General features: G+C 38.8%; 25 protein-coding genes. 22 read left to right on the top strand and 3 right to left on the bottom strand.

What is annotated here, in order from left to right:
• Positions 1-69: 69 nt before the first annotated feature.
• The gene (locus tag H3T55_RS07925; protein ID WP_225534152.1) at positions 70-2,139 is read right to left on the bottom strand and encodes an LTA synthase family protein; all 2,070 of its coding nucleotides are present in this window, start codon (positions 2,137-2,139) and stop codon (positions 70-72) included.
• A gap of 356 nt (positions 2,140-2,495) precedes the next feature.
• Between H3T55_RS07925 and H3T55_RS07920 the strand changes: the two genes are divergently transcribed.
• From H3T55_RS07920 to ybaK, 3 genes are read left to right on the top strand one after another with little or no spacing between them, the layout of a single operon-like run.
• Positions 2,496-3,668, top strand: coding sequence for a class I SAM-dependent rRNA methyltransferase (locus H3T55_RS07920; protein ID WP_225534032.1), 1,173 nt, complete (start codon positions 2,496-2,498; stop codon positions 3,666-3,668).
• 46 nt (positions 3,669-3,714) lie between these two features.
• Positions 3,715-4,479, top strand: a complete 765-nt coding sequence (gene aroD, locus H3T55_RS07915; RefSeq protein WP_225534031.1) for a type I 3-dehydroquinate dehydratase — start codon at positions 3,715-3,717, stop codon at positions 4,477-4,479.
• A gap of 10 nt (positions 4,480-4,489) precedes the next feature.
• Positions 4,490-4,975 carry a Cys-tRNA(Pro) deacylase gene (gene ybaK, locus H3T55_RS07910; RefSeq protein ID WP_225534030.1) on the top strand — a complete coding sequence of 162 codons (486 nt, stop codon included), beginning with the start codon at positions 4,490-4,492 and terminating at the stop codon, positions 4,973-4,975.
• Positions 4,976-5,030: 55 nt separating this feature from the next.
• Here ybaK and H3T55_RS07905 read toward each other — a convergent pair whose 3' ends face one another.
• Positions 5,031-5,426: a ribonuclease HI family protein gene (locus H3T55_RS07905; protein ID WP_225534029.1), complete on the bottom strand. Its 396-nt coding sequence runs from the start codon at positions 5,424-5,426 to the stop codon at positions 5,031-5,033.
• An 83-nt stretch (positions 5,427-5,509) separates the two neighbouring features.
• On the opposite strand from H3T55_RS07905, the gene H3T55_RS07900 reads away from it, so the two are divergent.
• Positions 5,510-5,950, top strand: coding sequence for an EbsA family protein (locus H3T55_RS07900; protein ID WP_225534028.1), 441 nt, complete (start codon positions 5,510-5,512; stop codon positions 5,948-5,950).
• A gap of 78 nt (positions 5,951-6,028) precedes the next feature.
• Here the strand turns inward: H3T55_RS07900 and H3T55_RS07895 are convergent, their stop codons facing one another.
• Positions 6,029-6,229 carry a cold-shock protein gene (locus H3T55_RS07895; RefSeq protein WP_225534027.1) on the bottom strand — a complete coding sequence of 67 codons (201 nt, stop codon included), beginning with the start codon at positions 6,227-6,229 and terminating at the stop codon, positions 6,029-6,031.
• A gap of 182 nt (positions 6,230-6,411) precedes the next feature.
• Here H3T55_RS07895 and H3T55_RS07890 point away from each other — a divergent pair, with 182 nt between their 5' ends.
• The 18 genes from H3T55_RS07890 to H3T55_RS07805 all read left to right on the top strand — a co-directional run bounded on the left by H3T55_RS07890 (position 6,412) and on the right by H3T55_RS07805 (position 25,260).
• Entirely contained in the window at positions 6,412-8,082 is a 1,671-nt protein-coding gene (locus tag H3T55_RS07890) for a formate--tetrahydrofolate ligase (protein ID WP_225534026.1), read from the top strand.
• Between the two features lie 197 nt (positions 8,083-8,279).
• Complete coding sequence (locus H3T55_RS07885) at positions 8,280-8,663, top strand: hypothetical protein (protein ID WP_225534025.1); 384 nt, start codon at positions 8,280-8,282, stop codon at positions 8,661-8,663.
• On the top strand, positions 8,663-9,364 hold the full coding sequence (locus H3T55_RS07880; RefSeq protein ID WP_225534024.1) for a CBS domain-containing protein: 702 nt from the start codon (positions 8,663-8,665) through the stop codon (positions 9,362-9,364). Before H3T55_RS07885 ends, H3T55_RS07880 begins: the two co-directional genes overlap by 1 nt.
• A 6-nt stretch (positions 9,365-9,370) precedes the next feature.
• The gene (gene lspA, locus H3T55_RS07875; RefSeq protein ID WP_225534023.1) at positions 9,371-9,847 is read left to right on the top strand and encodes a signal peptidase II; all 477 of its coding nucleotides are present in this window, start codon (positions 9,371-9,373) and stop codon (positions 9,845-9,847) included.
• Positions 9,834-10,739, top strand: a complete 906-nt coding sequence (locus H3T55_RS07870; protein ID WP_225534022.1) for an RluA family pseudouridine synthase — start codon at positions 9,834-9,836, stop codon at positions 10,737-10,739. The genes lspA and H3T55_RS07870 overlap by 14 nt, the downstream gene beginning before the upstream one ends.
• A gap of 324 nt (positions 10,740-11,063) precedes the next feature.
• Positions 11,064-11,621, top strand: a complete 558-nt coding sequence (gene pyrR / locus H3T55_RS07865) for a bifunctional pyr operon transcriptional regulator/uracil phosphoribosyltransferase PyrR (RefSeq protein WP_087639994.1) — start codon at positions 11,064-11,066, stop codon at positions 11,619-11,621.
• A 39-nt stretch (positions 11,622-11,660) separates the two neighbouring features.
• Complete coding sequence (locus H3T55_RS07860) at positions 11,661-12,947, top strand: solute carrier family 23 protein (protein ID WP_225534021.1); 1,287 nt, start codon at positions 11,661-11,663, stop codon at positions 12,945-12,947.
• 129 nt (positions 12,948-13,076) lie between these two features.
• Positions 13,077-14,003: an aspartate carbamoyltransferase catalytic subunit gene (locus H3T55_RS07855; RefSeq protein ID WP_087639996.1), complete on the top strand. Its 927-nt coding sequence runs from the start codon at positions 13,077-13,079 to the stop codon at positions 14,001-14,003.
• 9 nt (positions 14,004-14,012) lie between these two features.
• Positions 14,013-15,296: a dihydroorotase gene (locus tag H3T55_RS07850; protein ID WP_225534020.1), complete on the top strand. Its 1,284-nt coding sequence runs from the start codon at positions 14,013-14,015 to the stop codon at positions 15,294-15,296.
• 2 nt (positions 15,297-15,298) lie between these two features.
• On the top strand, positions 15,299-16,378 hold the full coding sequence (locus tag H3T55_RS07845) for a carbamoyl phosphate synthase small subunit (RefSeq protein ID WP_225534019.1): 1,080 nt from the start codon (positions 15,299-15,301) through the stop codon (positions 16,376-16,378).
• Positions 16,378-19,560: a carbamoyl-phosphate synthase large subunit gene (gene carB / locus H3T55_RS07840; protein ID WP_225534018.1), complete on the top strand. Its 3,183-nt coding sequence runs from the start codon at positions 16,378-16,380 to the stop codon at positions 19,558-19,560. The genes H3T55_RS07845 and carB overlap by 1 nt, the downstream gene beginning before the upstream one ends.
• 41 nt (positions 19,561-19,601) lie before the next feature.
• Positions 19,602-20,384 (top strand): dihydroorotate dehydrogenase electron transfer subunit, encoded by a 783-nt coding sequence (locus H3T55_RS07835; protein ID WP_225534017.1) that lies wholly within the window; start codon positions 19,602-19,604, stop codon positions 20,382-20,384.
• Entirely contained in the window at positions 20,381-21,310 is a 930-nt protein-coding gene (locus H3T55_RS07830; RefSeq protein ID WP_225534016.1) for a dihydroorotate dehydrogenase, read from the top strand. The genes H3T55_RS07835 and H3T55_RS07830 overlap by 4 nt, the downstream gene beginning before the upstream one ends.
• On the top strand, positions 21,307-22,023 hold the full coding sequence (gene pyrF, locus H3T55_RS07825) for an orotidine-5'-phosphate decarboxylase (RefSeq protein WP_225534015.1): 717 nt from the start codon (positions 21,307-21,309) through the stop codon (positions 22,021-22,023). Before H3T55_RS07830 ends, pyrF begins: the two co-directional genes overlap by 4 nt.
• Entirely contained in the window at positions 22,023-22,661 is a 639-nt protein-coding gene (gene pyrE, locus H3T55_RS07820) for an orotate phosphoribosyltransferase (protein ID WP_225534014.1), read from the top strand. Before pyrF ends, pyrE begins: the two co-directional genes overlap by 1 nt.
• Before the next feature lie 306 nt (positions 22,662-22,967).
• Positions 22,968-23,669 (top strand): carbonic anhydrase family protein, encoded by a 702-nt coding sequence (locus H3T55_RS07815; RefSeq protein ID WP_087640004.1) that lies wholly within the window; start codon positions 22,968-22,970, stop codon positions 23,667-23,669.
• Between the two features lie 14 nt (positions 23,670-23,683).
• A complete protein-coding gene (locus H3T55_RS07810) occupies positions 23,684-24,577 on the top strand; it encodes a LysR family transcriptional regulator (protein ID WP_087640005.1) in 894 nt (297 codons plus the stop codon).
• 71 nt (positions 24,578-24,648) lie between these two features.
• The gene (locus tag H3T55_RS07805; protein ID WP_225534013.1) at positions 24,649-25,260 is read left to right on the top strand and encodes a hypothetical protein; all 612 of its coding nucleotides are present in this window, start codon (positions 24,649-24,651) and stop codon (positions 25,258-25,260) included.
• The last annotated feature ends 40 nt before the right edge of the window (positions 25,261-25,300 follow it).

The following is a 25,300-nucleotide window of genomic DNA, read 5'->3' as shown; positions in this document are numbered from 1 at the left end:
AAAATAAGAATATGAATAATCTATGAAAAAGGTATAAAAAAGCTTGAGTAATTACTCAAGCTTTCATGACTATTTATTTGCTTTTTGGTAATCCTGGTAGGATTCAGTGTGGTATTTATCAACAGTGGATGTGTTGTTATTTTTGCTGTAAACACTCGTTGATGATTTCCCTTTTTTAGATTCGATTTTTTTCATTTGTTCCAGCTGATCTTTATAATTGTAATTATCAGGATTTACCGGCGTCAAACCGCTGTTTGTATAGAAGCGAAGAAGATCACCGTTCGTCGTTTGATCAGACATCTCAAGCTGTAAGCTTACTTTGTCTTTTAACGCTTTCGTTTCCTGCAGTTGTTGTTCAGTTGGTTCACTGATCAATAGACCAGTTGCTGTATCATAGATATTAGAACCTAACATCGTATATTTAGGTGAAACATAGTTACCATTTCTAAAGGCAACCAGCTGTTCATTTTGTTTAGAGAATAGATCTTGTCCCATTTGAATATAATTCTTTGTATCAATACCCAGCAAGTGAAGTAGGGTAGGTAGTGCATCGATTTGACCACCGTACGTATGATTGATCCCGCCATTTGTTTGACCTGAAATATGAATCATATATGGTACACGCTGCATTGTTGAATTGTCAAAATCATTCCAGGTAGATTTTGTTTTACCAACGAGTTCAGCTAAATTCTTATTACGGGAAGTCGAAACACCATAATGGTCGCCGTAAAGTACGATCACTGAATTATCATATAATCCAGATGCTTTTAAATAATTGAAAAATTCTTCAACAGATTTGTCAAGGTAATTCGCTGTAGCAAAGTAGCCGTTGATCGTTTCATCTGACGTATTTGCAATCGGGAATCCTGCTTCATCATTTGTAAATTGAGAATAAGGATAATGATTAGAAACAGCGATAAACTTAGAATAAAATGGTTGTTGTAAATGCTCTAAATATTGAACGGACTGGTTGAAAAATGGTTTATCATGCAATCCGTATTGGAAAGAGTTATCTTCGTTAACATCATAATAACTAGCATCGAAAAAGTAATCATACCCTAAATGCTTATAAGTTTCGTTACGATTCCAGAAGTTACCGGCATTTCCGTGGAAAACAGCACTAGTATAACCAGCTTCTTGATCTAGAATTGCTGGAGCAGCTTCAAATGTATTTTTTCCGCCGACTTGAGTGAATAATGATCCTTGATCTAAACCGAATAATGAATTTTCAAACATCGTTTCAGCATCACTCGTTTTTCCTTGTCCTACTTGATGGAAAAAATTGTCGAAACTATACGTACTATTATTATGGAAAATACTGTTAAGGAATGGAGTAACTTCATGATCGACACCATTTTCATCTTTTAACTTGTAATCGATCAGGAATTGTTGGAAGCTTTCTAAATGGATATAAATCACATTTTTTCCTTTGGCAATTCCGAATGTTTCTGGATTAGGCTCAGCATAATGACCTTTAACATAGTCAGAAACTGTATCCATGTCGTTCTCACTTGCTTCTGCTCGTACTTGGTTCGTCTGATACGTTGTGACACCATCATAAACAGTAAAAGCATTCAAGCCTAAAAATTTCACGATATAATCACGGGAAAACTGACGACCTAATAATTGTGGTCTTGCAGTTTCCGCTAAAGTTAAGTTTGCAGCAAAGAACAAAGCAGATAATAAACTCATAGAAAGAGCAACTCTAGCTCTAACTGGACGTTCATCCATTTTGATTGTTTTCGTCAGTAATAAAATACCAACGATAATAAAGTCGAGCCAGTAAATCACATCATAAGGTCTGAAAAGACGCAATGCACTTTCACCAAGACCGCTGGCAACTTTTCCGGCACCAAGCATAGTATTAACAGTGATAAAATCAGTAAATTCTCTATAATAAGTAACATTTGAGAAAAGAAGCAGGCTAACTAGGAAATAAATCACCATCATAGTGATATAGGAAGCTCTTTTTCTTCTCACATACAAAGCAATTGCCAACAAGAAAAAAGTTGAAGCAATTGGATTGATAAAGAGAATAAAATATTCAAAAGCATTTTCGATACGCAGATGAAAATCGACAACATAAGCAAAAATCGACTTCATCCAAATCAGGACACCTATAAAGAGAAACAGCCCCATACGGGTATCTAAAAATTTAGGTGTATGTATTTTTTTTAAAATATTCAAAGTGAACGAATCCTTTCTACGATCAAATCTAAGAGAAAGCCAATGAAAAGTTTTCACAAGCTTTACATATACAGCATTAATTTTACTCTGTTCCTCAAGCCCTGTCAATTTAAATCAAGAATTGGGAGCGGATTGTTAATGAAATTTTACTTTTCTTTAAAAAAGAAGCAGTAGAAATTAGCTCATCTTCAGTCAAAGATGGATAAAAACGATTCTTATAGGTAACGACAGCTTGATCTTTTTTTGATATACTGACCAAGAAAGAATATAATGGAGAATACTTAATTGAAAGCTAAAGGATGTAGAAAATGAACATACGAATAACAAAAAAATCAGAGAAAAAAATTAAAGCAGGCTATCCCTTAGTCCAAAAGGAAGATTTGCAGGAGACACCACAAAAATTTTCTGCGGAATGGCTTGATTTTCTTGATAGCAAAGGAAATTTCGTTGCATCAGGCTATCTTGGCGAACAAAATAAAGGAATAGGCTGGCTAGTCAATCGGCAAGGGAGTATCGATTCCGAATTTTTAGAAAAGCTATTTTTAAAGGCGAAAAATGAGCGAGCGGTTTTCGAACAAGATCTTGGAACCACAGCTTATCGATTGTTTAACGGTGAAGGGGATGGGTTAGGCGGTTTAACGATCGATCGCTATGATGAGTTTGCCGTTTTTTCTTGGTACAATGAAACGCTATATAATATGAAAGAACAAATCATCCAAGCCTTCAAAGCAAGCGTACCTGAGATTATCGGTGGATACGAAAAAATTCGCTTTTCAACTCAGTCTTTGCCTGAATCACAAAAATTATTCGGTAAGGATGCTCCTGAACCATTATTGGTTTTGGAAAACGGTGTGACTTACGCAACCTATCTGAATGATGGCTTGATGACAGGAATTTTTCTAGATCAAAAAGAAGTTCGCGGACGATTGATCGATGGGGCAGCAGCTGGTAAAACTGTGTTGAATATGTTTAGTTATACGGGCGCCTTTTCAGTTGCGAGTGCTATGGGCGGCGCTGCAAAAACGACTAGTGTTGATTTAGCTAAAAGAAGTTTACCAAAAACTAAAGAACAGTTTGAAGTAAATCAAATCGACCCAGCCGAGCAAAAAATCATTGTGATGGATGTCTTTGAGTATTTTAAATATGCTGTGCGTAAAGAACTACATTATGATGTGATCGTTTTAGATCCGCCAAGTTTTGCTCGAAACAAAAAGAAAGTCTTTTCAGTGGCAAAAAACTATGGTGATTTAGTAGAAGATGCAGTGACTATTCTAGCTGATAAGGGGTTATTGATCGCTTCAACAAATGCTGCGAATATTTCAATTGAAAAATACAAAAAAATGATCATTCAGGCACTAGATAAAAAGCATGTCCGCTATCAATTTAAAGAAACGTATCAATTGCCAAGTGATTTTAAAACAAATAAACATTTTCAAGAAGGTAATTATTTGAAAGTATTCTTTATTGAAATCAAAAAATAGCTCAAAAATAGGATCATTTGCAACTCGGGATAGAAGGAGAGGAAAGATGAGAACAGTTGATGTTAAAGGAATCAGTATTGGCAGTGGCAGTCCTAAAATAGTTGTGCCGCTTGTTGGAAAAACAGAAGACGAAATAATCAATGATGCCAAACATTTAGCAAAAATCGAATGTGATTTAGTGGAATGGCGGGTCGATTTTTTTGAACAGGTTACTGATTTCCAAGCAGTAGCGGAATTATCTAAAAAAATCACAGAATATCTTTTGGATAAACCATTACTTTTTACTTTTCGCACCAAAAAAGAAGGTGGAGTGACTGATCTCAAAGATAGCGACTATTTTTTATTGTATCAAACGATGATTCAAAGAGGCTGTCTTGATTTACTCGATATTGAGCTATTCATGGATGAGCAGCTTGTGAAGCAGACGATTCAGCTCGCTCATTCTAAAGGCATCAAAGTGATCATGTGTAATCATGATTTTGATCGAACGCCAGAAAAAAGTGAGATTATTTCTAGGCTCTGTCGGATGCAGGAAATGAATGCGGACATTTGTAAAATCGCTGTAATGCCGCAAACCTCCGAAGATGTTATAACCTTACTTGCGGCGTCCAATGAGATGAAAAAGGATCATGCAGATCGTCCGATCGTAACGATGTCCATGGGGCAACTGGGGTTGATCAGCCGATTGACTGGTGAGCTTTTTGGTTCAGCTTTAACCTTTGGCGCTGATCGAAAAGCTTCTGCACCTGGTCAAATCTCTGTTGTGAAACTACGCCAACTTTTAAATCTCCTATCATTATCAAAAAACTGAGAGGTGGACTATGGGAAAAAAGAAAGCACAAAAAACAAATGCGATCCGTATTGTAGAGCAACAAAAAATTCCTTACAAAGAATATGAGTTTGCGTGGAGTGAAGATCATTTAAGTGCGGAAAGTGTTACGGAAAAATTAGGCGTGACCGAAGGCAAAATTTTTAAAACACTGGTCGCTGTCGGTAATAAAACTGGACCTGTTGTTGCAGTGATACCTGGTGAAAAGGAATTGAACCTAAAAAAAATAGCAACGGTCAGCGGAAATAAAAAAGTTGAAATGCTTCATTTGAGGGAACTCGAAGAAACTACAGGTTATATTCGCGGAGGCTGCTCGCCGATTGGGATGAAGAAACTTTTTCCAACCTACATTGCTCAAGAAGCGAATGAATTTGAGGAAATCATTGTTTCAGCTGGCAGAAGAGGTGTACAGATAGAATTAGCTCCAGAGGCCATTTTAAAGATAACTAAAGGGAAAATGGCAGACATAACAATGTAAAAAATGCTGATCGAATGCTAATTATTGCATTCGATCAGTATTTTTATTTTCTCATCTAATGGTATTTTTGTAAAGCCTGTCTTGCTAGAGTGTCAGCGCCTTTGTTTTGACTTTCTGGGATCCATTTGATCAATAGTAACGAAAAGCGTGGCTCCAATTGTCTATAAGTAGCTAAGTATGGCTGAAATAAAGGGTTTTTTGAATAATCTTTTTCGATTGTTTGAACGACCACTTTGCTATCAGAATGAATCACGATCGTCTGATCCGTATAATTCTTTTCGATCAACAGCTGAAGCGCTTGGATAAATACTCTAAATTCAGCTTCATGGTTTGAACATTCTCCTAGAGAAATATGGTGTTGTTCGTGACCTTCTTCGCCAACGATCACGATTCCTCCGCCGCTTGGACCAGGATTTCCTTTTGTTGCAGCATCGACATATATTCGTAACATAAATATCTCCTTATTTTCTTTTCGTTAAAAGTTGATGTATGTTATTATTGTAACATACTGAATTTTTACTAAGGGGTCGCTGTATGAAGAAAAGAGTCTATCATTGGCAGCCAGAATTATCAACAACGATAATTTATTGGTCCTGTACATTTGGCATTTTATTTTTAAGTTTGATTTTGATGTTGGAGCACACTCGCCCTTATTTGGTGAGCAACATTGTTTTAGGCGTGTTCTTTTTCTTCGCACTTTTAGGATTGAATCGTTATTTTATTTTGAAAGCTGATCAGCTGATCATCCATGCATTATTACCAATTAGACGTAGGAAAATAAAAGTACAAACGATCGAGGCTATTTTTGTTGGTCCTAAATCGATCAAAATTATTTCTAGTGAGTTTAAAGAAGGCAGCCAGCTCTATATAATGACAAAAAAAACGAAAGCTGCTTTTATTTCTCAGATTGAAACAATGCTGCCTGATCATGTGCTTATTCATGAAGACCCAAACCAAAAGGCTGTAAAGCAATAACGGAATAACTAAATAGAATAAAGCAAAATAAAAGCTGAGAAGGACATTTCCTAGGAAATACGCCTCTCAGCTTTTTGTTTATACTTTCTTCACGTGTGCAGCTTGGAGACCGCGTGTACCTTCCATAACTTCAAATTCTACCGCTTGGTTTTCATCTAATGATTTAAACCCATCGCCTTCAATTGCTGTGAAATGAACAAAAATTTCATCGTCTTCATTGTACTTAATAAAACCATAACCTTTTCTATTATCAAACCACTTGACGAACCCTTTTTCCATTCAAATCACGCCCCTTTATTTTCTAAAGTCTAGCATCATTATAAAGTGAAAACAAATCCTCGTCAATCTTTTGCAAAAATGCTTTTTTTACCATAGAAATAGGGAGAAAGAAAAGGTATAATGGTTAATATCTTAACGAAAAACACTTATTGTACATAAAAAGTTCGGGAAAAGAGGGCGTAATGAAAACAGATATCGAAATTTCACAGTCAGTTCAATTATCACCAATCATTAAAATTGGAGAAAAGATCGATCTAAAAGAGGATGATTTAGAATTATATGGACAACATAAAGCGAAAATCAACTTTTCTGCCATCCAACATTTGTCGAAAAAGCCAGACGGGAAACTAATATTAGTCACATCGATCAATCCGACTCCGGCCGGAGAAGGAAAATCAACTGTCACGATTGGGTTGGGGGATGCATTAAATAAGATCGGCAAAAAAACCGTGATTGCTCTACGTGAGCCTTCATTAGGTCCCGTTATGGGGATCAAGGGCGGTGCTGCTGGCGGAGGATTTGCTCAAGTTTTACCTATGGAAGATATCAATTTGCATTTTACAGGGGACATGCATGCGATTACTACAGCCAATAATGCTCTTTCTGCGTTGTTGGATAATCACATACACCAGGGGAATGAGTTGAGCATCGATGCAAGAAGAGTGATCTGGAAACGTGTGGTGGATTTGAATGATCGAGAACTGCGCCAAGTGATGGTCGGTTTAGGTGGACCAATCCAAGGGGTCCCAAGAGAAGACGGATTCGATATTACAGTTGCCAGTGAAATTATGGCGGTGCTGTGTTTAGCCTCTGATTTAGAGGATTTAAAATCTCGCTTAGGAAATATCGTGATTGCGTATACTTTTGATTTGGAGCCGGTCACCGTTAGTGATCTAGGGGTTCAAGGTGCTTTGACATTACTGTTGAAGGATGCGTTGAAACCAAACCTCGTTCAAACGATTTATGGAACGGCAGCATTGGTTCACGGTGGTCCATTTGCGAATATTGCTCATGGCTGTAATAGTATTTTAGCAACAAAAACAGCATTGAAGCTTGGGGATTTTACTGTAACAGAAGCAGGATTCGGGGCCGATTTAGGTGCAGAAAAATTTTTGGATATCAAAGTGCCTAATCTAAAAAAAGCACCTGATGCAGTTGTCATCGTTGCAACGATAAGAGCATTGAAAATGCATGGCGGAGTTTCTAAAACAGAGTTGACAAAAGAAAACATAGCGGCTTTGGTCAAAGGATTCGCCAATCTTCAAAAACATATTGAAAATATGAGAAGCTATGGTTTACCAGTAGTCGTTGCAGTCAATGAATTTTCGGGGGATACTGAAAAGGAATTGTCTACACTAAAAGAGCTCTGTGAGACGCAAAATGTTCCAGTAGAGTTGACCAGTGTTTGGGCAAATGGACCAGAAGGCGGGATTGCTTTAGCAAATCGAGTGGTTGAATTGATCGATGAAGAACAAGGTGAATTTCGAACGATTTATCAAAAAGGAATGGATCTAGAAGAAAAAATTCAGGCGATCGTCACAAAAATTTATGGCGGAAGCGGTGTTTTATTTTCAAAAAAAGCCCAAAAACAACTTGCGGTCTTTGAAAAATACGGTTGGGATCGTTTGCCTGTATGTATGGCTAAGACGCAATATTCTTTATCAGATGATCCAGAAGCATTAGGGCGCCCAGAAGATTTTACAGTCACAGTTCGCGAATTGGTACCAAAGATCGGTGCTGGATTTATTGTAGTATTGACTGGAGATGTGATGACTATGCCGGGACTCCCTAAAAAACCTGCTGCATTGAATATGGATGTAGATCAAGATGGACAAGCAATTGGATTATTTTAAAATAATAAATAGAAACCAGGACAAAGCTGGTTTTTAGTTTTGAGGTGACCACCAAAGGTTGTACGTAAAAAATACAATGTTTGGTGGTTACTTTTTCCGAACGATACGTCATGGTTCTGCTCTTTATAGTAACTTCTTTCTTTTCGTGTCCGAGTTTTTGGTATATACTTCTAATTAAAGCTCAGGGAGGAATCAAAATGGATGTTCGTTGTACAAGAAATACAGGATTCTATGGAATGGGCAGCCCGATCGAACTAAAGAAAAACGGAGAAAAGTGGATTTACTTAAATCATAATCAGACAAAAGAACTGGAAGTTACAGAGGATCAGTGTACTGTTCAGGTGAGTTTCTTTCTTTTAAAAAGCCAGCCGTTGATCTTGATCGATAAAGGACAGCCAATTAGTATAGAAATAACAATGAATCCGATTTTGGTATCAAATTATGTTATACTTTTCATAGGGATGCTCTTAGTTCCTGTTTTTCATTTAAATATATTTGGTATTTTATTTTTGCTTGTAGCATACATCGTGTTTTTATTTTCTATGTTTAAAAAGGCATATATCATTAAGGAGACACACTAATGGGAGAAAGAGCTGAGTCATTTTTAGCTGCATTTAATCGAATTGAAAAATGGTTTCGTGAAGAGCTGAATAACCCGACTAATATGGGCTTCAGTGAAATGGTTCGGCGTTTAGCTAGAAAAAAGGATAGTCAAGTGCTGCACTTTCAGGATGATCTGCTGCAGATGGCTCAATTAAGAAATGCTATCGTACATGAACGAATTTCAAATGACTTTGTCATAGCTGAACCAAACGAATGGGCTGTTAGACGTATAGAAGAAATCGAACAAGCATTGATCAGCCCGGATAAGGTTTTACCACGTTTTGCTAAAAAGGTTACGGGTTTTGATATCTCTATTTCGATCAAAGAGATTTTATCTATTGTTGCTAGGAAGCAATATTCTCAATTTCCTATTTATGATAAAGGAATTTTTAAAGGATTGATCACTGCCCGCGGATTAGGGATTTGGCTTGCTATCGAAAGTTCTCATGGAGATATTCATTTGGATGGACGCAAAGCATCAGAGCTTTTATTGACGAATTACAAAGAAAGTAATTATCAGTTTGTCGATCAAGAAACGACTGTATTTCAAGTGGAAGAGATGTTTTCTAGCCAAGTTAAATTGGAAGCGATTCTGATTACCTCTGATGGGAATCCAAATGGCAATTTGCTAGGGATTATCCGTCCGAGAGATTTATACAATATTTTAGAGAAGGAATGAAGTTATTTGTTAGCAGTTTATCTTATTATCAGCGCCGTATTGATCGGTTTAGATCAGTGGGTGAAATATTTGACCGTTGCCAATATAAATCTTGGTGAAACGAAAGAATTTATACCTGGAGTTTTATCGTTTACGAATATTCGTAATACAGGAGCAGCCTGGAGTTTACTTGAGGGGAAAATGTGGTTCTTTTACATCATCACTATTATTGTAGTTGCAGTGGTGCTTTATATCTTGATCAAAAATATCCATGGAAGTAAATGGTTCACGATCGGTTTGAGTTTGATTTTAGCAGGTGCTATCGGTAATTTTATCGACCGTTTGCGCTTAGGCTATGTAGTAGATATGTTTCAAACTGAATTTATGAATTTCCCAATATTCAATGTGGCTGACAGCGTGCTGGTAGTCGGAGTAGCTTGTATTTTTATTTATTTGATATTGGAAGAAAAAGCAGCGAAGGACGGAAAAAATGGAGCAAATTAATGTAAAAATAGACACAGAAACTGGCCGGATCGATAAGGTGTTAAGTGATCTATTGAAAGAGCATTCTCGTTCACAAATTCAACAATGGGTCAAAGAGAACCACGTAAAGGTCAATGGTGAAATCATCCGTTCAAATTATAAAGTCAAACCATCTGATGAGATATTGATCACGATTCCTGAACCAGAAGAGTTGGATATTCAAGCAGAAAATATTCCACTTGATATTGTCTATGAAGATGATGTTGTTTTGGTCATAAATAAACCTCAGGGAATGGTCGTTCATCCTTCCGCTGGTCACTCTCAAGGAACACTGGTCAATGCCTTATTGTATCATATCAAAGATCTATCTTCGATCAACGGGGTGATTCGGCCTGGAATCGTTCACCGTATCGATAAAGACACATCTGGTTTATTGATGGTCGCTAAAAATGATCATGCGCATGTTGCTTTAGCAGAACAGCTGAAAGACAAAACGTCTCTTAGAAAATATGTTGCTCTTGTCCACGGAGAGATTTCTCATGATAAAGGCGAAATCAATGCACCGATCGGACGTTCCAAGAATGATCGTAAGATGCAGGCAGTTATTGAAGGCGGGAAACCAGCAGTGACGCATTTTGAAGTGTTGGAACGTTTTGAAGGTTTTACTTTAGTACAGTTACAGCTTGAAACAGGGCGGACGCATCAAATTCGTGTCCACATGAAATACATTGGTTATCCAGTAGCTGGTGATCCTCTTTATGGACCTAGAAAGACGCTAAAAGGTAACGGTCAGTTCTTGCATGCACAAATGCTGGGGTTCAAACATCCGACAACTGGACAAATGATGGTCTTTGAAGCACCTTTACCTGAACTGTTTGAAAAAACTTTAGACGATTTAAGAAATAATGATTGATTTATTGCTTCAGAAAAGGTACACTGTTTGAGAAAGAAAATTGAATAATTTCTCCTTTAAGAATAGTCCCGTGAGGCTAAGAAGGAAACATGCAGGATCCAACTAGGTGCGCTTAGTCATGGTCTGTGTGTGATACATGGTATCTTTGTATAGATGTATTCCATCCTCCTACCTAAACACGGGTAGGAGGATTTTTGTTTTCCAAAATTTGTTTGGATGACCAACTCAAAAAAATGCTAAAAGAGCAAGCGGAAGCCCAGCCGCTGAAACAGGAAGCTCGAAGGGCAGCAAACACTAAAAATATTTTGATAAAGGAGAATAGATATGCAAGGAAAAGAAGTCGTTGATGCTGTAACGATGAAACGTGCACTAACAAGAATCACTTATGAAATCATCGAAAGAAACAAAGGGGTCCAAGACATTGTACTTGTGGGAATCAAAACAAGAGGAATCTATATTGCTCAACGGATTGCCGAACGTCTTAAGCAATTAGAACATACCGATGTTCCAGTTGGTGAATTGGATATCACTTTATATCGTGATGATATGGATGGACAAACAATGAAGGAACGCTCGCTTGAAGAACCAGAACTACATTCGTCAAGTATTCCAGTGTCATTAGAAGGAAAAGAAGTTATTTTGATCGACGATGTGCTTTTTACAGGCAGGACTATTCGAGCAGCGATGGACGCAGTAATGGATCTAGGTAGACCAAAAAAAATCTCCTTAGCGGTTTTAGTAGATCGAGGACATAGAGAATTACCGATTCGAGCAGATTACGTAGGAAAAAATATTCCAACATCTATGAAAGAAGAAATTATCGTTGAAGTGGAAGAAAAAGACGGCGCAGACCGCATTTTGATTGCCAGCGTTGAAGAATAAAACAATTGAAATAGTAAAGATAGGGTAGGTAAATTTGACATGACAGAAAAAGAATTTCGTAATGAAGAAGCAGTTTTAGACATCCACGATCGGCCAAAGCCGGCACATTGGATCGGGCTGAGCTTACAGCATTTATTCACCATGTTTGGTGCAACTGTATTAGTACCGATATTGGTTGGTATCGATCCGGGAATTGCTTTAGTTAGTTCGGGGTTAGGAACAATGGTCTACTTATTCGTGACCAAAGGAAAAATTCCAGCGTATCTAGGAAGTAGTTTTGCCTTTATTGCAGCAATGCAGATGCTGATGAAAAGCGATGGATATCCGGCGATTGCTCAAGGTGCGATCACAACTGGATTAGTGTATTTGATTGTTTCATTGATCATTAAAAAAATCGGTTCAGATTGGCTAGATAAAATTTTACCACCGATCGTAGTTGGACCTGTAGTAATGGTCATCGGATTAGGTCTTGCTTCAAACGCAGCGAACAATGCAATGTTCAACAATGGTGAGTATGATTTCAAGTATATAGCCGTAGCTTTGCTGACATTAGGCTTGACGATCTTTTACAACATGTTTTTCAAAGGGTTTTTAGGACTTATTCCGATTTTATTAGGGATCGTCAGCGGGTATCTGATCGCATTAGCTTTTGGTATTGTAGATGTCGAGCCGATCAAAGAAGCAGCATGGCTTGCTATGCCGAACTTTGAAATTCCTTTTGTTCAATATCAGCCTAAACTTTATCTAAATGCAATCACAACAATGGCGCCAATCGCATTTGTAACAATGACGGAGCATATTGGACACTTGATGGTGCTAAATAAGCTGACAAAGCGTAATTTCTTCCAAGAACCTGGTTTATCGAAAACCTTGATGGGTGATGGAGCAGCGCAAATAGTAGCCGGACTTGTGGGAGGACCTCCTGTAACGAGTTATGGTGAAAATATTGGGGTACTGGCAATCACAAGAGTCCACAGTGTTTTTGTAATCGGAGGAGCAGCGGTATTTGCAGTAGGCCTTGGCTTTGTTGGGAAATTGAGTGCAGTTATCTTAAGTATTTCTGGACCTGTTATTTCTGGAATCAGCTTTGTCTTATTCGGAGTAATTGCAGCCAGCGGGTTAAAAATTTTGATCGACAATCAAATCAACTTTGATAGGAAAAAGAACTTATTGATTGCTTCTGTCATTCTGGTCATTGGAATCGGCGGGCTAGTGTTCAAACTAAATACATTTGAACTTTCATCGATGGCCTTGGCTACCGTTTTAGGTATCATCTTGAACCTTATTTTACCAGAAACAGCACGCAGTGAAGAAAAGTCTGTTTAGATTTTAAAGCATAGTCTTTTAAAAAGAATAGGATGTATCAGGGATAAACAGCGTCACGAACATCTTTTTCTATTTTTCTATCAAGACTAAACGAGCCCGCTACGCTTTTAATATTAAGGAGGAAAACGAATGATCATCACATCTGAACGTATTAGTCTGAAGCATCTTTTGACCGTTGAAGCACTTAGCGATCAAGAAGTTATGGGATTAATTCGCCGAGCGCAGGAATTTAAGCAAGGTGCATCTTGGCAGCCTGAGAAAAAACAATACTTTGCGACAAATTTGTTTTTCGAAAATAGTACCCGAACACATAAAAGTTTTGATGTTGCTGAGAAGAAACTCGGAATCGAAGTGATCGAGTTTGAAGAAAGCATGAGTTCAGTGAAAAAAGGTGAAACACTATACGATACTGTACTGACAATGTCTGCGATCGGTGTAGATGTGGCAGTCATTCGTCATGGCAAAGAAAACTATTATGATGAACTGATCCAAAGTAAAACGATCCAATGCTCTATCATCAACGGTGGAGACGGTAGTGGTCAGCATCCAACACAATGTTTACTAGATTTAATGACGATTTACGAAGAGTTTGGCTATTTCGAAGGCTTGAAAGTAGCAATCGTCGGTGATATTACACATTCCCGTGTTGCAAAATCAAATATGCAGATGCTAAAACGATTAGGTGCTACGATCTTTTTCTCAGGTCCGGAAGAATGGTATGACAAGCAGTTTGAGGCGTATGGCCATTATATGGAGTTGGATGAGTTAGTTGAAACAGTTGATGTCATGATGCTGCTTCGGGTCCAGCATGAACGTCATGATGGATCGGAAATTTTTTCTAAAGAAGAGTACCATCAAAATTATGGATTGACTGTTGAGCGAGCAAAACGATTACAAAAGCATGCAGTCATCATGCATCCGGCACCAGTCAATCGTGACGTTGAATTAGCAGATTCACTGGTGGAAGGCATCCAGTCACGAATCATTCAACAAATGAGTAACGGAGTTTATATGAGAATGGCAATTTTAGAAGCAGTATTACACGGAAAGGCTTAGGTGAGCAATATGAAGACACTAATCAAAAATGGAAAAATCATTAAAAAAGACAATCAACTGATCTCAGCAGAAATTTGGATCGAAGATAAAAAAATCAAGGCGATCGGAACGACTTTTGATGAAGCCATGTTCGATGAAGTATTTGATGCCAAAGGCCAATTGATTACACCAGGTTTGGTGGATGTCCATGTTCATTTAAGAGAACCAGGCTTTACCTATAAAGAAACGATCGAAACGGGGAGTAAATCTGCTGCAAGAGGCGGCTTCACTACTGTTTGCGCTATGCCTAATCTAAATCCAGTACCAGATACACCAGAAAAACTACAAGAAGTTTATGACATCATTCATGAAAATGCTGTGGTCAAAGTGCTGCAATATGCACCGATCACAGAAGAATTACGCAGTGAAACACTTACCGATCAAAAGGCCTTGAAAGAAGTTGGTGCATTCGCCTTTACCAACGATGGGGTTGGCGTACAAACAGCAGGTACGATGTACTTGGCAATGAAAGAAGCAGCCTCATTAGGAATGGCGCTGGTTGCTCATACAGAAGATGAGTCATTATTGTTCGGCGGTGTGATGCATGAAGGTGAAATATCAAAAAAACTAGGATTACCTGGGATTTTAAGCTCTACTGAAGCATCTCAAATTGCACGGGACGTTGTGCTAGCTGGTGAAACTGGTGTCCACTATCATGTCTGCCACGTTTCAACAAAAGAAAGTGTTCGTGTGATTCGTGATGCCAAACGTGCAGGAGTTCACGTAACAGCGGAAGTTTCACCACATCATCTAATTTTGATAGACGAAAATATCCCAGAGGATAACGGCTTTTGGAAAATGAATCCACCGCTTCGTGGGACAGAAGACAGAGACGCCTTGATCGAAGGATTACTGGATGGCACGATCGATTGTATTGCAACGGATCACGCACCTCATGGGTTAGAAGAAAAAAATCAAACATTTTTGAAAGCACCGTTCGGTATTGTTGGCAGTGAAACAGCCTTTCAACTGATCTATACTCATTTTGTTGAAACAGGAAAATTCACTTTAGAACAAGTGATTGACTGGATGGCTGTAAAACCTGCAGAAATCTTTGGATTAGATGCAGGTACACTAACGATAGGAAGTCCGGCAGATATCGCTGTTTTTGATTTAGAACTTGAAGAAGAGATCGATGACAAGCAGTTTGAATCAATGGGTGTGAATACTCCATTCGTTGGCTGGAAAGTAAAAGGGAATACATTAATGACTTTTGTTGATGGGAAATCAGCATGGTCTAAAGGAGATGCGTAGATTTGAAGCGATTATTGATACTGGAAGATGGCACAGTTTTTGAAGGAAAAGCTTTTGGTGCTGATGTAGATGTTGTTGGTGAGGTTGTTTTTACCACAAGTATGACAGGATACCAAGAAACCATTACTGACCAAAGTTTTAATGGTCAAATCATTACATTTACTTATCCAATGGTTGGAAATTACGGTGTCAATCGTGACGATTATGAATCGATTTCTCCTACCTGTAAAGGTGTAGTTGTGAAAGAGCATGCTCGTCTAGCTTCAAATTGGCGTGAGCAAATGACACTGGATGAGTTTTTGAAAAGAAAAGGAATTCCCGGGATTTCCGGTATCGATACGCGTGCATTGACAAAAAAATTGCGGTCAGCTGGAACAATGAAAGCTGGTTTTATCGATGCTGGTGATGATTTAACACATGCATTTGATCAATTAAAAGCAACTGTCTTACCGAAAAATCAAGTAGCACAGGTTTCGACGACGAAACCTTATCCTAGCCCAGGAATCGGTCGTAACGTGGTCGTAGTGGACTTTGGTTTGAAACATAGTATTTTAAGAGAGCTATCAAAGCGTCATTGTAATTTGACCGTTTTGCCTTACAATACGGATGCGGAAACGATTTTAGAGTTGTCACCAGACGGTGTGATGTTGACAAACGGACCGGGTGATCCAAAGGATGTACCGGAAGCGATCGAGATGATTCAAAAAATCCAAGGAAAAGTGCCGATTTTTGGCATCTGTTTAGGACACCAACTTTTTGCTTTAGCAAATGGGGCAGACACTTACAAAATGAGATTTGGGCATCGCGGATTAAATCATCCTGTTAGAGAAATCGCAACTGGAAAAATCGATTTCACCTCACAAAACCATGGTTATGCGGTCGATGAGGCAACCGTAGACCCAGAGAAATTAATGGTGACACATGTGGAGGTCAATGACGGTTCAGTAGAAGGTGTCAGACATCGTCATTATCCAGCATTTACTGTTCAATATCATCCGGATGCTGCACCAGGTCCGCATGATGGATTGCACTTATTTGATGAATTTATGGAATTAATGGATGCATGGAAGGAGCAAGACTAATGCCAAAAAGAACAGATATCAAAAAAATTATGGTGATCGGTTCCGGTCCGATCATCATTGGTCAGGCAGCAGAATTCGATTACGCTGGTACGCAGGCGTGTCTTGCTTTGAGAGAAGAAGGATATGAAGTTGTTTTGGTCAACTCAAATCCTGCTACGATCATGACTGATAAAGAGATCGCCGATAAAGTTTATATTGAACCTATCACATTAGAATTTGTTTCACGGATATTACGTAAAGAACGTCCAGATGCATTGTTACCGACACTAGGCGGTCAAACAGGCTTGAATATGGCAATGGAACTAGCTGCTTCAGGTATTCTCGATGAATTGAATGTTGAACTGCTTGGTACAAAATTGAGTGCGATCGATCAAGCTGAGGATCGAGATTTATTTAAACAATTGATGGAAGAATTGGACCAGCCGATTCCTGAAAGTGAAATCGTCAATACAGTTGATCAAGCAGTAGCTTTTGCAAATAAAATCGGCTACCCGATCATCGTTCGACCAGCCTTCACATTAGGCGGCACAGGTGGTGGTATGTGTGATAATGAAGAAGAGCTTCGAATCATCGCAGAAAATGGATTGAAATTATCACCAGCAACGCAATGTTTGATCGAAAAAAGTATTGCCGGCTACAAAGAAATCGAGTACGAAGTGATGCGAGATTCAGCTGACAATGCGATCGTAGTCTGCAATATGGAAAACTTTGATCCAGTTGGGATCCATACGGGGGATTCGATCGTTTTTGCACCAAGCCAGACACTATCTGATTACGAGTACCAAATGTTGCGGGATGCTTCCTTAAAGATCATTCGGGCTTTAAAAATCGAAGGCGGCTGTAACGTTCAGCTAGCTCTTGATCCGCATAGTTTCAATTATTATGTGATAGAGGTCAATCCTCGGGTATCACGCTCATCTGCATTAGCAAGTAAAGCCACAGGTTATCCGATCGCTAAATTAGCAGCTAAAATCGCAGTTGGACTTACTCTAGATGAGATGAAAAATCCGGTTACAGAAACCACTTATGCCGAATTTGAACCAGCTTTAGATTATGTGGTAGCGAAAATTCCCCGCTGGCCATTCGATAAATTTGAAAAAGGGGAACGTCGTCTTGGCACTCAAATGAAAGCTACAGGCGAAGTCATGGCGATCGGTAGAAATATTGAGGAATCTCTGCTAAAAGCTGTTCGCTCTCTTGAAATCGGTGCATATCATAATGAGTTAAAAGAAATCGAGCAAGTGACGGATGAGTTTCTGACTGAAAAAATTGTTAAAGCTCAAGATGATCGTCTGTTCTATTTATCTGAAGCGATTCGCCGCGGCTACACAATTGAAGAATTAGCAGAGCTGACAAAAATCGATCTCTTCTTCTTAGATAAACTTCTGCATATTTATGAAATCGAAACAGCGTTGAAAGCGAACGTCAAAGATCTTGAAATACTAAAAGAAGCGAAGCAAAACGGCTTTACAGACCGAAAAATTGCCGATCTTTGGCAAGTGACAGAACAAGAAGTCACTGACTATCGTCATAAGGAAAAAGTTTTACCTGTCTATAAAATGGTCGATACTTGTGCGGCTGAATTTGAATCACAAACACCTTATTTCTACAGCACATATGAATTTGAAAATGAAAGCCTGCGTTCTGAAAAACCATCTGTTTTAGTTTTAGGATCAGGGCCGATCCGAATTGGTCAAGGAGTGGAATTTGACTATGCAACGGTGCACTCTGTAAAAGCCATTCAAGCAGCCGGTTTTGAAGCAATTATTATGAATAGTAATCCAGAGACCGTGTCAACTGACTTTTCGATTTCAGATAAACTGTACTTTGAGCCACTGACCTTGGAAGATGTCATGAATGTCATCGAATTAGAACAACCATCTGGCGTGATCGTTCAATTCGGTGGGCAGACAGCGATCAATCTAGCCGAGCCCCTTGTTAAGCAAGGAGTCAAGATTTTAGGTACATCGATCGAAGATTTGGATCGAGCTGAAAATCGTGACTTATTTGAACAAGCTTTACAAGAGCTTGATATTCCACAACCGCCGGGAGATACAGCGACCAGTGCGCAGGAAGCCGTAGCTGTAGCTAATAAAATCGGTTATCCAGTCTTAGTTCGACCAAGTTATGTATTGGGCGGACGAGCGATGGAAATTGTCGAAAATCAAAAAGATCTAGAAGATTATATGGCAAATGCCGTAAAAGCTTCACCAGAGCATCCAGTTTTAGTCGACAGCTATCTTTTAGGGAAAGAATGTGAAGTCGATGCGATCTGTGACGGGGAAACAGTGTTGATTCCAGGAATCATGGAGCATATCGAAAGAGCCGGCGTTCATTCCGGCGATTCAATGGCTGTTTATCCGCCTCAAACTTTGTCTGCGGAAATCCAGCAAACCATTGCAGATTATACGAAAAAATTAGCGTTAGGGCTAAACTGTATCGGGATGATGAACATTCAATTCGTTATTCATGAGGAAAAGGTCTATGTTATTGAAGTCAATCCTCGTGCAAGCCGCACAGTACCATTTTTAAGTAAAATCACAGGTATTCCAATGGCTCAAGTGGCAACAAAAGCAATCTTAGGTCAAACTTTAAAATCTCTAGGCTATCAAGATGGACTTTATCCTGAAAGCAAGCAAGTACACATCAAAGCACCTGTCTTCTCATTTACTAAGCTGCAAAAAGTGGATACCTACTTAGGGCCTGAAATGAAGTCGACAGGAGAAGTCATGGGGTCAGATGTTAGCTTAGAAAAAGCTTTATACAAGGCTTTTGAAGCATCAGGACTGCATTTGCCAAGTTATGGTGCGGTGTTGTTCACGATCGCTGATGAAACAAAAGAAGAAGCATTACATTTAGCGAAACGCTTTAACGACATTGGGTATAGTCTGATTGCTACTAAAGGCACCGCTGAGTATTTAAAAGAGCACGGTTTATTTGTTAAAACAGTTTCTAAGATCGATCAAGACAATGACGAAACGGTCCTCGATCTTATTCGAACAGGTGAAGCACAAGTCGTTGTCAACACCATGGACAAAAATCGTTCTGATCTAAATCAAGATGGCTTTTTGATTCGTCGAGAAGCAGTTGAACATGGCGTTCCACTATTTACTTCATTAGACACTGCGGAAGCAATTCTTAAAGTTCTAGAATCAAGAGCTTTTTCTACTGACGCTATCTGATTTTAGAAATCAATATATAATCTTTCAAAGGAGTAGAAAACATGAAACAGGAAATAATGACGATCGTTTCACAAAAGCAGCTAGCTCCTAGAATTTTTCAAATGACGTTGACAGGTGAGCTTGTCAATGAAATGAAAAAGCCAGGTCAATTTATCCATATAAAAGTGCCCCGAGCAGACCTTCTTTTGAGAAGACCGATCAGTTTAAATCAAATCGATCAACAAGCTAAAACTTGTACGGTCATTTATCGGACCGAAGGAGACGGCACTAAAGAATTTTCTATGATGACATCAGGTGATAAGCTTGATGTCATGGGCCCTTTGGGTAATGGCTTTGATGTCGATTGCTTAAATAAGGGACAAAAAGCATTTGTAGTTGGTGGAGGAATCGGGATTCCACCGATGTATGAATTATCAAAGCAGTTGAAGCAGCGAGGCGTGGAAGTCATTCATTTTTTAGGGTATGCTTCTAAAGAAGTGGCTTACTTTGAAGAAGAGTTTCTTGCATTAGGAGATACTCGCTTTGCAACAGATGACGGTTCGTTTGGCATGGAAGGTAATGTTGGTAATCTTATTCTAGAAGCAATCAAAACAGAGCAGCCGGATGCTGTTTATGCTTGTGGCGCAAATGGAATGCTGAAAATGATCGCTCAGGTTTTTCCTGATCAACCAAATGTTTTCTTATCTTTAGAGCAGCGTATGGCGTGTGGAATGGGCGCTTGCTATGCTTGTGTTTGTCATGTGCCGGATGATGAAACTGGGACAAAAAGTGTGAAAGTCTGTGACGAAGGTCCGATTTTCAGAGCAAGTGAGGTGGTTTTATGATGAAAAATCCATTAGCTGTAACTATTCCTGGCTTAGAGCTGAAAAATCCAATTATTCCAGCAAGTGGCTGTTTTGGTTTTGGTGAAGAATATGCTAAATATTACGATCTAGGAAAATTAGGATCGATCATGATCAAAGCTACAACACCGCAAGCTCGTTTTGGTAATCCAACACCTCGTGTAGCGGAGACGCCGAGCGGTATGCTAAATGCTATTGGCTTACAAAATCCAGGACTGGACGTTGTTATGAAAGAAAAGCTTCCAGCTTTAGAAAAGTACGACCTGCCAATTATCGCTAATGTAGCTGGCGCTTGCGAAGAGGATTATGTCGAGGTTTGTAGTAAAATTGGTGAGGCTGTCAATGTGAAAGCAATTGAACTAAATATCTCTTGTCCAAACGTCAAGCACGGGGGGATCGCCTTCGGGACGGATCCTGATGTAGCATTCCAATTAACACAAGCAGTAAAAAAAGTAACAGAGGTTCCGATTTACGTTAAATTATCCCCAAATGTTACTGATATTGTACCAATCGCTCAAGCCATCGAAGCTGGAGGAGCCGACGGTTTTTCAATGATCAACACGTTATTGGGAATGCGGATCGATTTAAAAACGCGTCAATCGATTTTAGCCAATCAAACAGGTGGATTATCCGGTCCTGCAATCAAGCCGGTTGCAATACGATTGATCAAGCAAGTATCACAAATCTCTGATTTACCGATCATTGGTATGGGTGGAGTTCAAACAGTCGATGATGTTTTAGAAATGTTTCTAGCTGGGGCAAGTGCCGTTGGGGTTGGAACTGCTAATTTTACTGATCCTTATATTTGTCCTAAATTGATTGAAGATTTACCGATTAGAATGGCAGAATTAGGCATCGAATCGCTTGAACAGCTAATTAGAGAAGTGAAGGAGGCAAAAAATCAATGAGTCAAAGACCGATCATCGCCTTAGATTTTCCTTCAAAAGAAGCAGTTGAAGTCTTCTTATTGAAATTTCCATCAGAGGAATCTTTATTTGTAAAAGTAGGGATGGAGCTTTTTTATCAAGAAGGGCCTGAAATTGTTCGCTGGTTGAAGTCCTTAGGCCATTCTGTTTTCCTAGATTTAAAACTTCACGATATTCCTAATACAGTAGAGAGAGCGATGACTGGATTAGCTAAACTAGGGGTAGATATAACAAATGTTCACGCGGCAGGCGGGATCAAGATGATGAAGGCTGCTAAAGAAGGATTGAAAAAGGGGACCGCAGCTGGTCAAGATGTTCCGATCTTGATCGCTGTGACTCAACTGACTTCAACGAGTGAGACAGAAATGCATCAAGATCAATTGATCGATGTCTCCTTAAAAGAAAGTGTGACTCATTATGCTGCATGTGCTGAAAAAGCTGGACTAGATGGAGTTGTTTGCTCAGCACTAGAAGCAAAAGATATTCATCAAGCAACCAGTGAGGCCTTTGTTTGTCTAACACCGGGCATTCGTCCAAGCGGCAGCGCTGTAGGCGATCAACAACGTGTAGTGACTCCAAGCGAAGCAAGAAAAATTGGCGCAACATTTATCGTGGTGGGAAGACCGATCACTCAAGCCGATCGACCTTATGAAGCTTATCAAACAATCAAACAAGAATGGAATGGAGAATCGTAATGACTGAATTAGCAAAAAGAATCGCCAAAGATCTATTAGAAATTGAAGCAGTTTTCCTAAGTCCAAACGAGCCGTTTACATGGGCAAGCGGGATCAAAAGCCCAATTTATTGTGATAATCGTATTACGATGAGCTATCCAGTTGTTCGTAAAGAGATTGCAAAGGGATTAGCGGATAAAATCAAAGCAGACTTTCCTGATGTAGAAGTGATCGCGGGCACAGCTACTGCTGGGATTCCTCACGCTGCTTGGGTAGCAGATATTTTAGACTTACCAATGGTCTATATCCGTAGTAAAGCTAAGGCACATGGAAAAGGAAACCAAATTGAAGGCCGCATTTTCAAAGGGCAGAAAATGGTTGTGATCGAAGACTTGATTTCAACAGGTGGCAGTGTGTTGGAAGCAGCATCTGCAGCTGCTCGTGAAGGAGCTGATGTGTTAGGAGTTGCAGCAATTTTCACGTATGAGTTACCAAAAGGGATCGAGAATTTTACTGCTCAAAACACGAAGTTAGTTACGTTGACAAATTATTCTACGTTGATCGATGCAGCGTTGGAATCAAATTATATCGAATCTACAGATGTTTCTCTTTTACAGGATTGGAAAAAAGATCCTGAAAGTTGGTTAAAAAATAAGTAAGAGAGGTTGAGACAGAAGTGTTTAATCCCGAGAAATAAGAAAGAATTCCTGAAAATTGTTTTCCAAATTTTTGTGAATTCTAGCTTATTTCGGAAGGGATTGCTTCTGCTCTCACCGTTTATCTGGATTTCAGGTGTCCGGGGTTTGACTCGCAGAGTTTTCTCCCAGACACTTTTTATTATTATAAGCTTTTGCTATTTTATGCTATACTTTGACTATTAAAAATATAAAGCAACACGATAATAGTGAATTACATGTTTATTAGTGATAGAGTCATTCAAATGAAAAATCAGAAGGTGGGGTTTGATGAAAAATATTCGAAACATGGATGTAGAATGGGGATATACAGGAGATACAGGGCCGGAGCATTGGCATACGCTTTGTGATTGGTTTTCACTTGGAGCCAAATATCCATATCAATCACCTGTAAATCTATCCAAAACACTGATTAGTGAAAATAAAGCGAATAGAGAGATTACTTTTTTTTATAAAAATGAAGAATTTACAGAAAAAGAATTTAAAAATACCTTTCACTTTGTACCGCCAAATACAGAAAGCTATGTTATTTTTGAAGAAGAGAAGTATTATCTAACGGATATCCATTTTCATACACCAAGTGAGCATACATTTGATGGAGAACATTGTCCATTAGAATTTCATCTAGTGCATATGAATAATTCGGGAGAAAACTTGGTCGTAGGTTGTCTATTTACGATCACTAAAGAAGCGAATAAGTTTTCTAAAGATCAGAAAGCATTTATTTGGGAAACGGAAACCCATCAGCAGTGGTTTGATCCATCGATTTTTTTACCTGAAAAAAAATCTCATTTTCACTATCTTGGGTCGCTAACAACTCCGCCAACAAAAGGACCCGTGCATTGGTTTGTTTTTGATACAGTTCAGAAAATGGACCATGATTTTTTCCAACGAATAGATGAAGGAATGCTGCCATTCAATAATCGGCCTGTTCAAGAACTAAATGGTCGTAAAGTTTATTTTACGGAATAAAATGGAGGACCAAAATGAATATTCAACAAATGAAATATGTCGTTGCTGTTGCTAATAATGGCAGTTTTAGGGAAGCAGCTAAAAAAATGTTTATCACTCAACCTAGCTTGTCTAACGGAATTCGTGAGCTTGAAGATGAAATTGGGGTAAGTCTGTTCATCCGAACGAATAAAGGAGCTTCTTTGACAGAGGAAGGCCTAGTATTTTTGGAGCATGCGGAGAAGGTTTTGACCCAGATGGAAATGCTGGAGAATCGATATCAGGAAGTCACAACGAGTGAACGGTTTTCGATTTCTTCTCAACATTATGATTTTCTTGGCGTGGTCATGGGGAATGTGATCAAGCAGTTTAAAGAGCAATACAAAAATTTTCGTGTATTCGAGACAACGACGTTAAAAGTCATTGAAGATGTAAAAAGTTATCATAGTGAATTAGGGATCATTTATTTAAATCATCAGAATCAATCGGGGATCGAACGCTATCTTGAACAAGCGAATTTAACCTATGATGTTGTTGGAAGTTTTAAGACCCATATTTTTGTGAGCAATGATCATCCTCTAGCGAAGATGAGTGAGATCTCATTGGAGCAGTTATGCTGCTATCCTCAGGTGCGTTTTACGCAAGAAGGAAGTAATTTTGCCTATTTTTCGGAGGATTTGATTGAAAATCAAGAGCAGGAAACGGTGATTTACACAAATGATCGAGGGACTTTGATGAATCTGCTGGTAGAAACTGATGCATATGCGTCTGGTTCAGGGGTTGTGACTGGATTTACAAAAAAGGAAATTCGGCTGATCCCGCTTGCTGATAGCCCAAATAATAAAATTTGTGTACTTTATCAGAAAAATAAAAGCATTAGTCAAATCGGTCACTATTTTATTCAAGAACTGAAACGTTTATTCAGCTAAAGTTGCCAGTACACTCTAAATAGTCTATACTTATTTTGGTATATTTTATTGAAATAAAAGGAGTGTAACAAATGAAAAAAATGGGACTGGCAGCGTTAGTCATTGCTTTAGGATTTGTTTTATCTGCATGCAGCACAACATCGCGTGTGGAAAAAGCGAACAAAAATTCTGAAAAGAATGAACAGACTGACACATCAAAGGCACCAGTTAAAGCGTCTGAGTCAAGTAAAGCGGACGCGGAAAAGAAAACGATCGAAACTGAAAATGGAGATTTTTCTGTAGTGCTGCCAGATGGTTGGGAAGAAATCGAACCTACAGAATTGAATGATGATGCGGATATTGCGTTAGAAAATGACAAAAAAGTCATGTATGCAGCTGTTTTAAGTGAATCAGCTGATGACTATGATGGATTCGATAGTTTCAAGGAGGCCATCGATTTTCACCAATGGTTGGAAGTAGATGACGAAACAGAACAAGAAATCAATGGAAATGGCTGGAAAGGTACACGCTATCTGATCACAGCGAGAATTGATGGCATGCGCGCTTATTATGTGTATGATGTCGCACAATCCGATGCGGGGCACTATGTTCAGAAAATGGCTTGGACGATGAATAGCAAAAAAAGTAAGAATGGAAAAGAATTGGAAGAAGTTTTAGATTCTATTCAAGATATATCTAAATAAAAAAGAAATAGCTTGAAGCAGCTGAAAGGTGTGCATCAAG

This window comes from Enterococcus sp. S22(2020) (genome assembly GCF_020295385.1).
In the GTDB taxonomy this organism is placed as follows: Bacteria; Bacillota; Bacilli; order Lactobacillales; family Enterococcaceae; genus Enterococcus_L; species Enterococcus_L dunnyi.
This window is presented reverse-complemented; position numbering and strand designations above follow the sequence as displayed.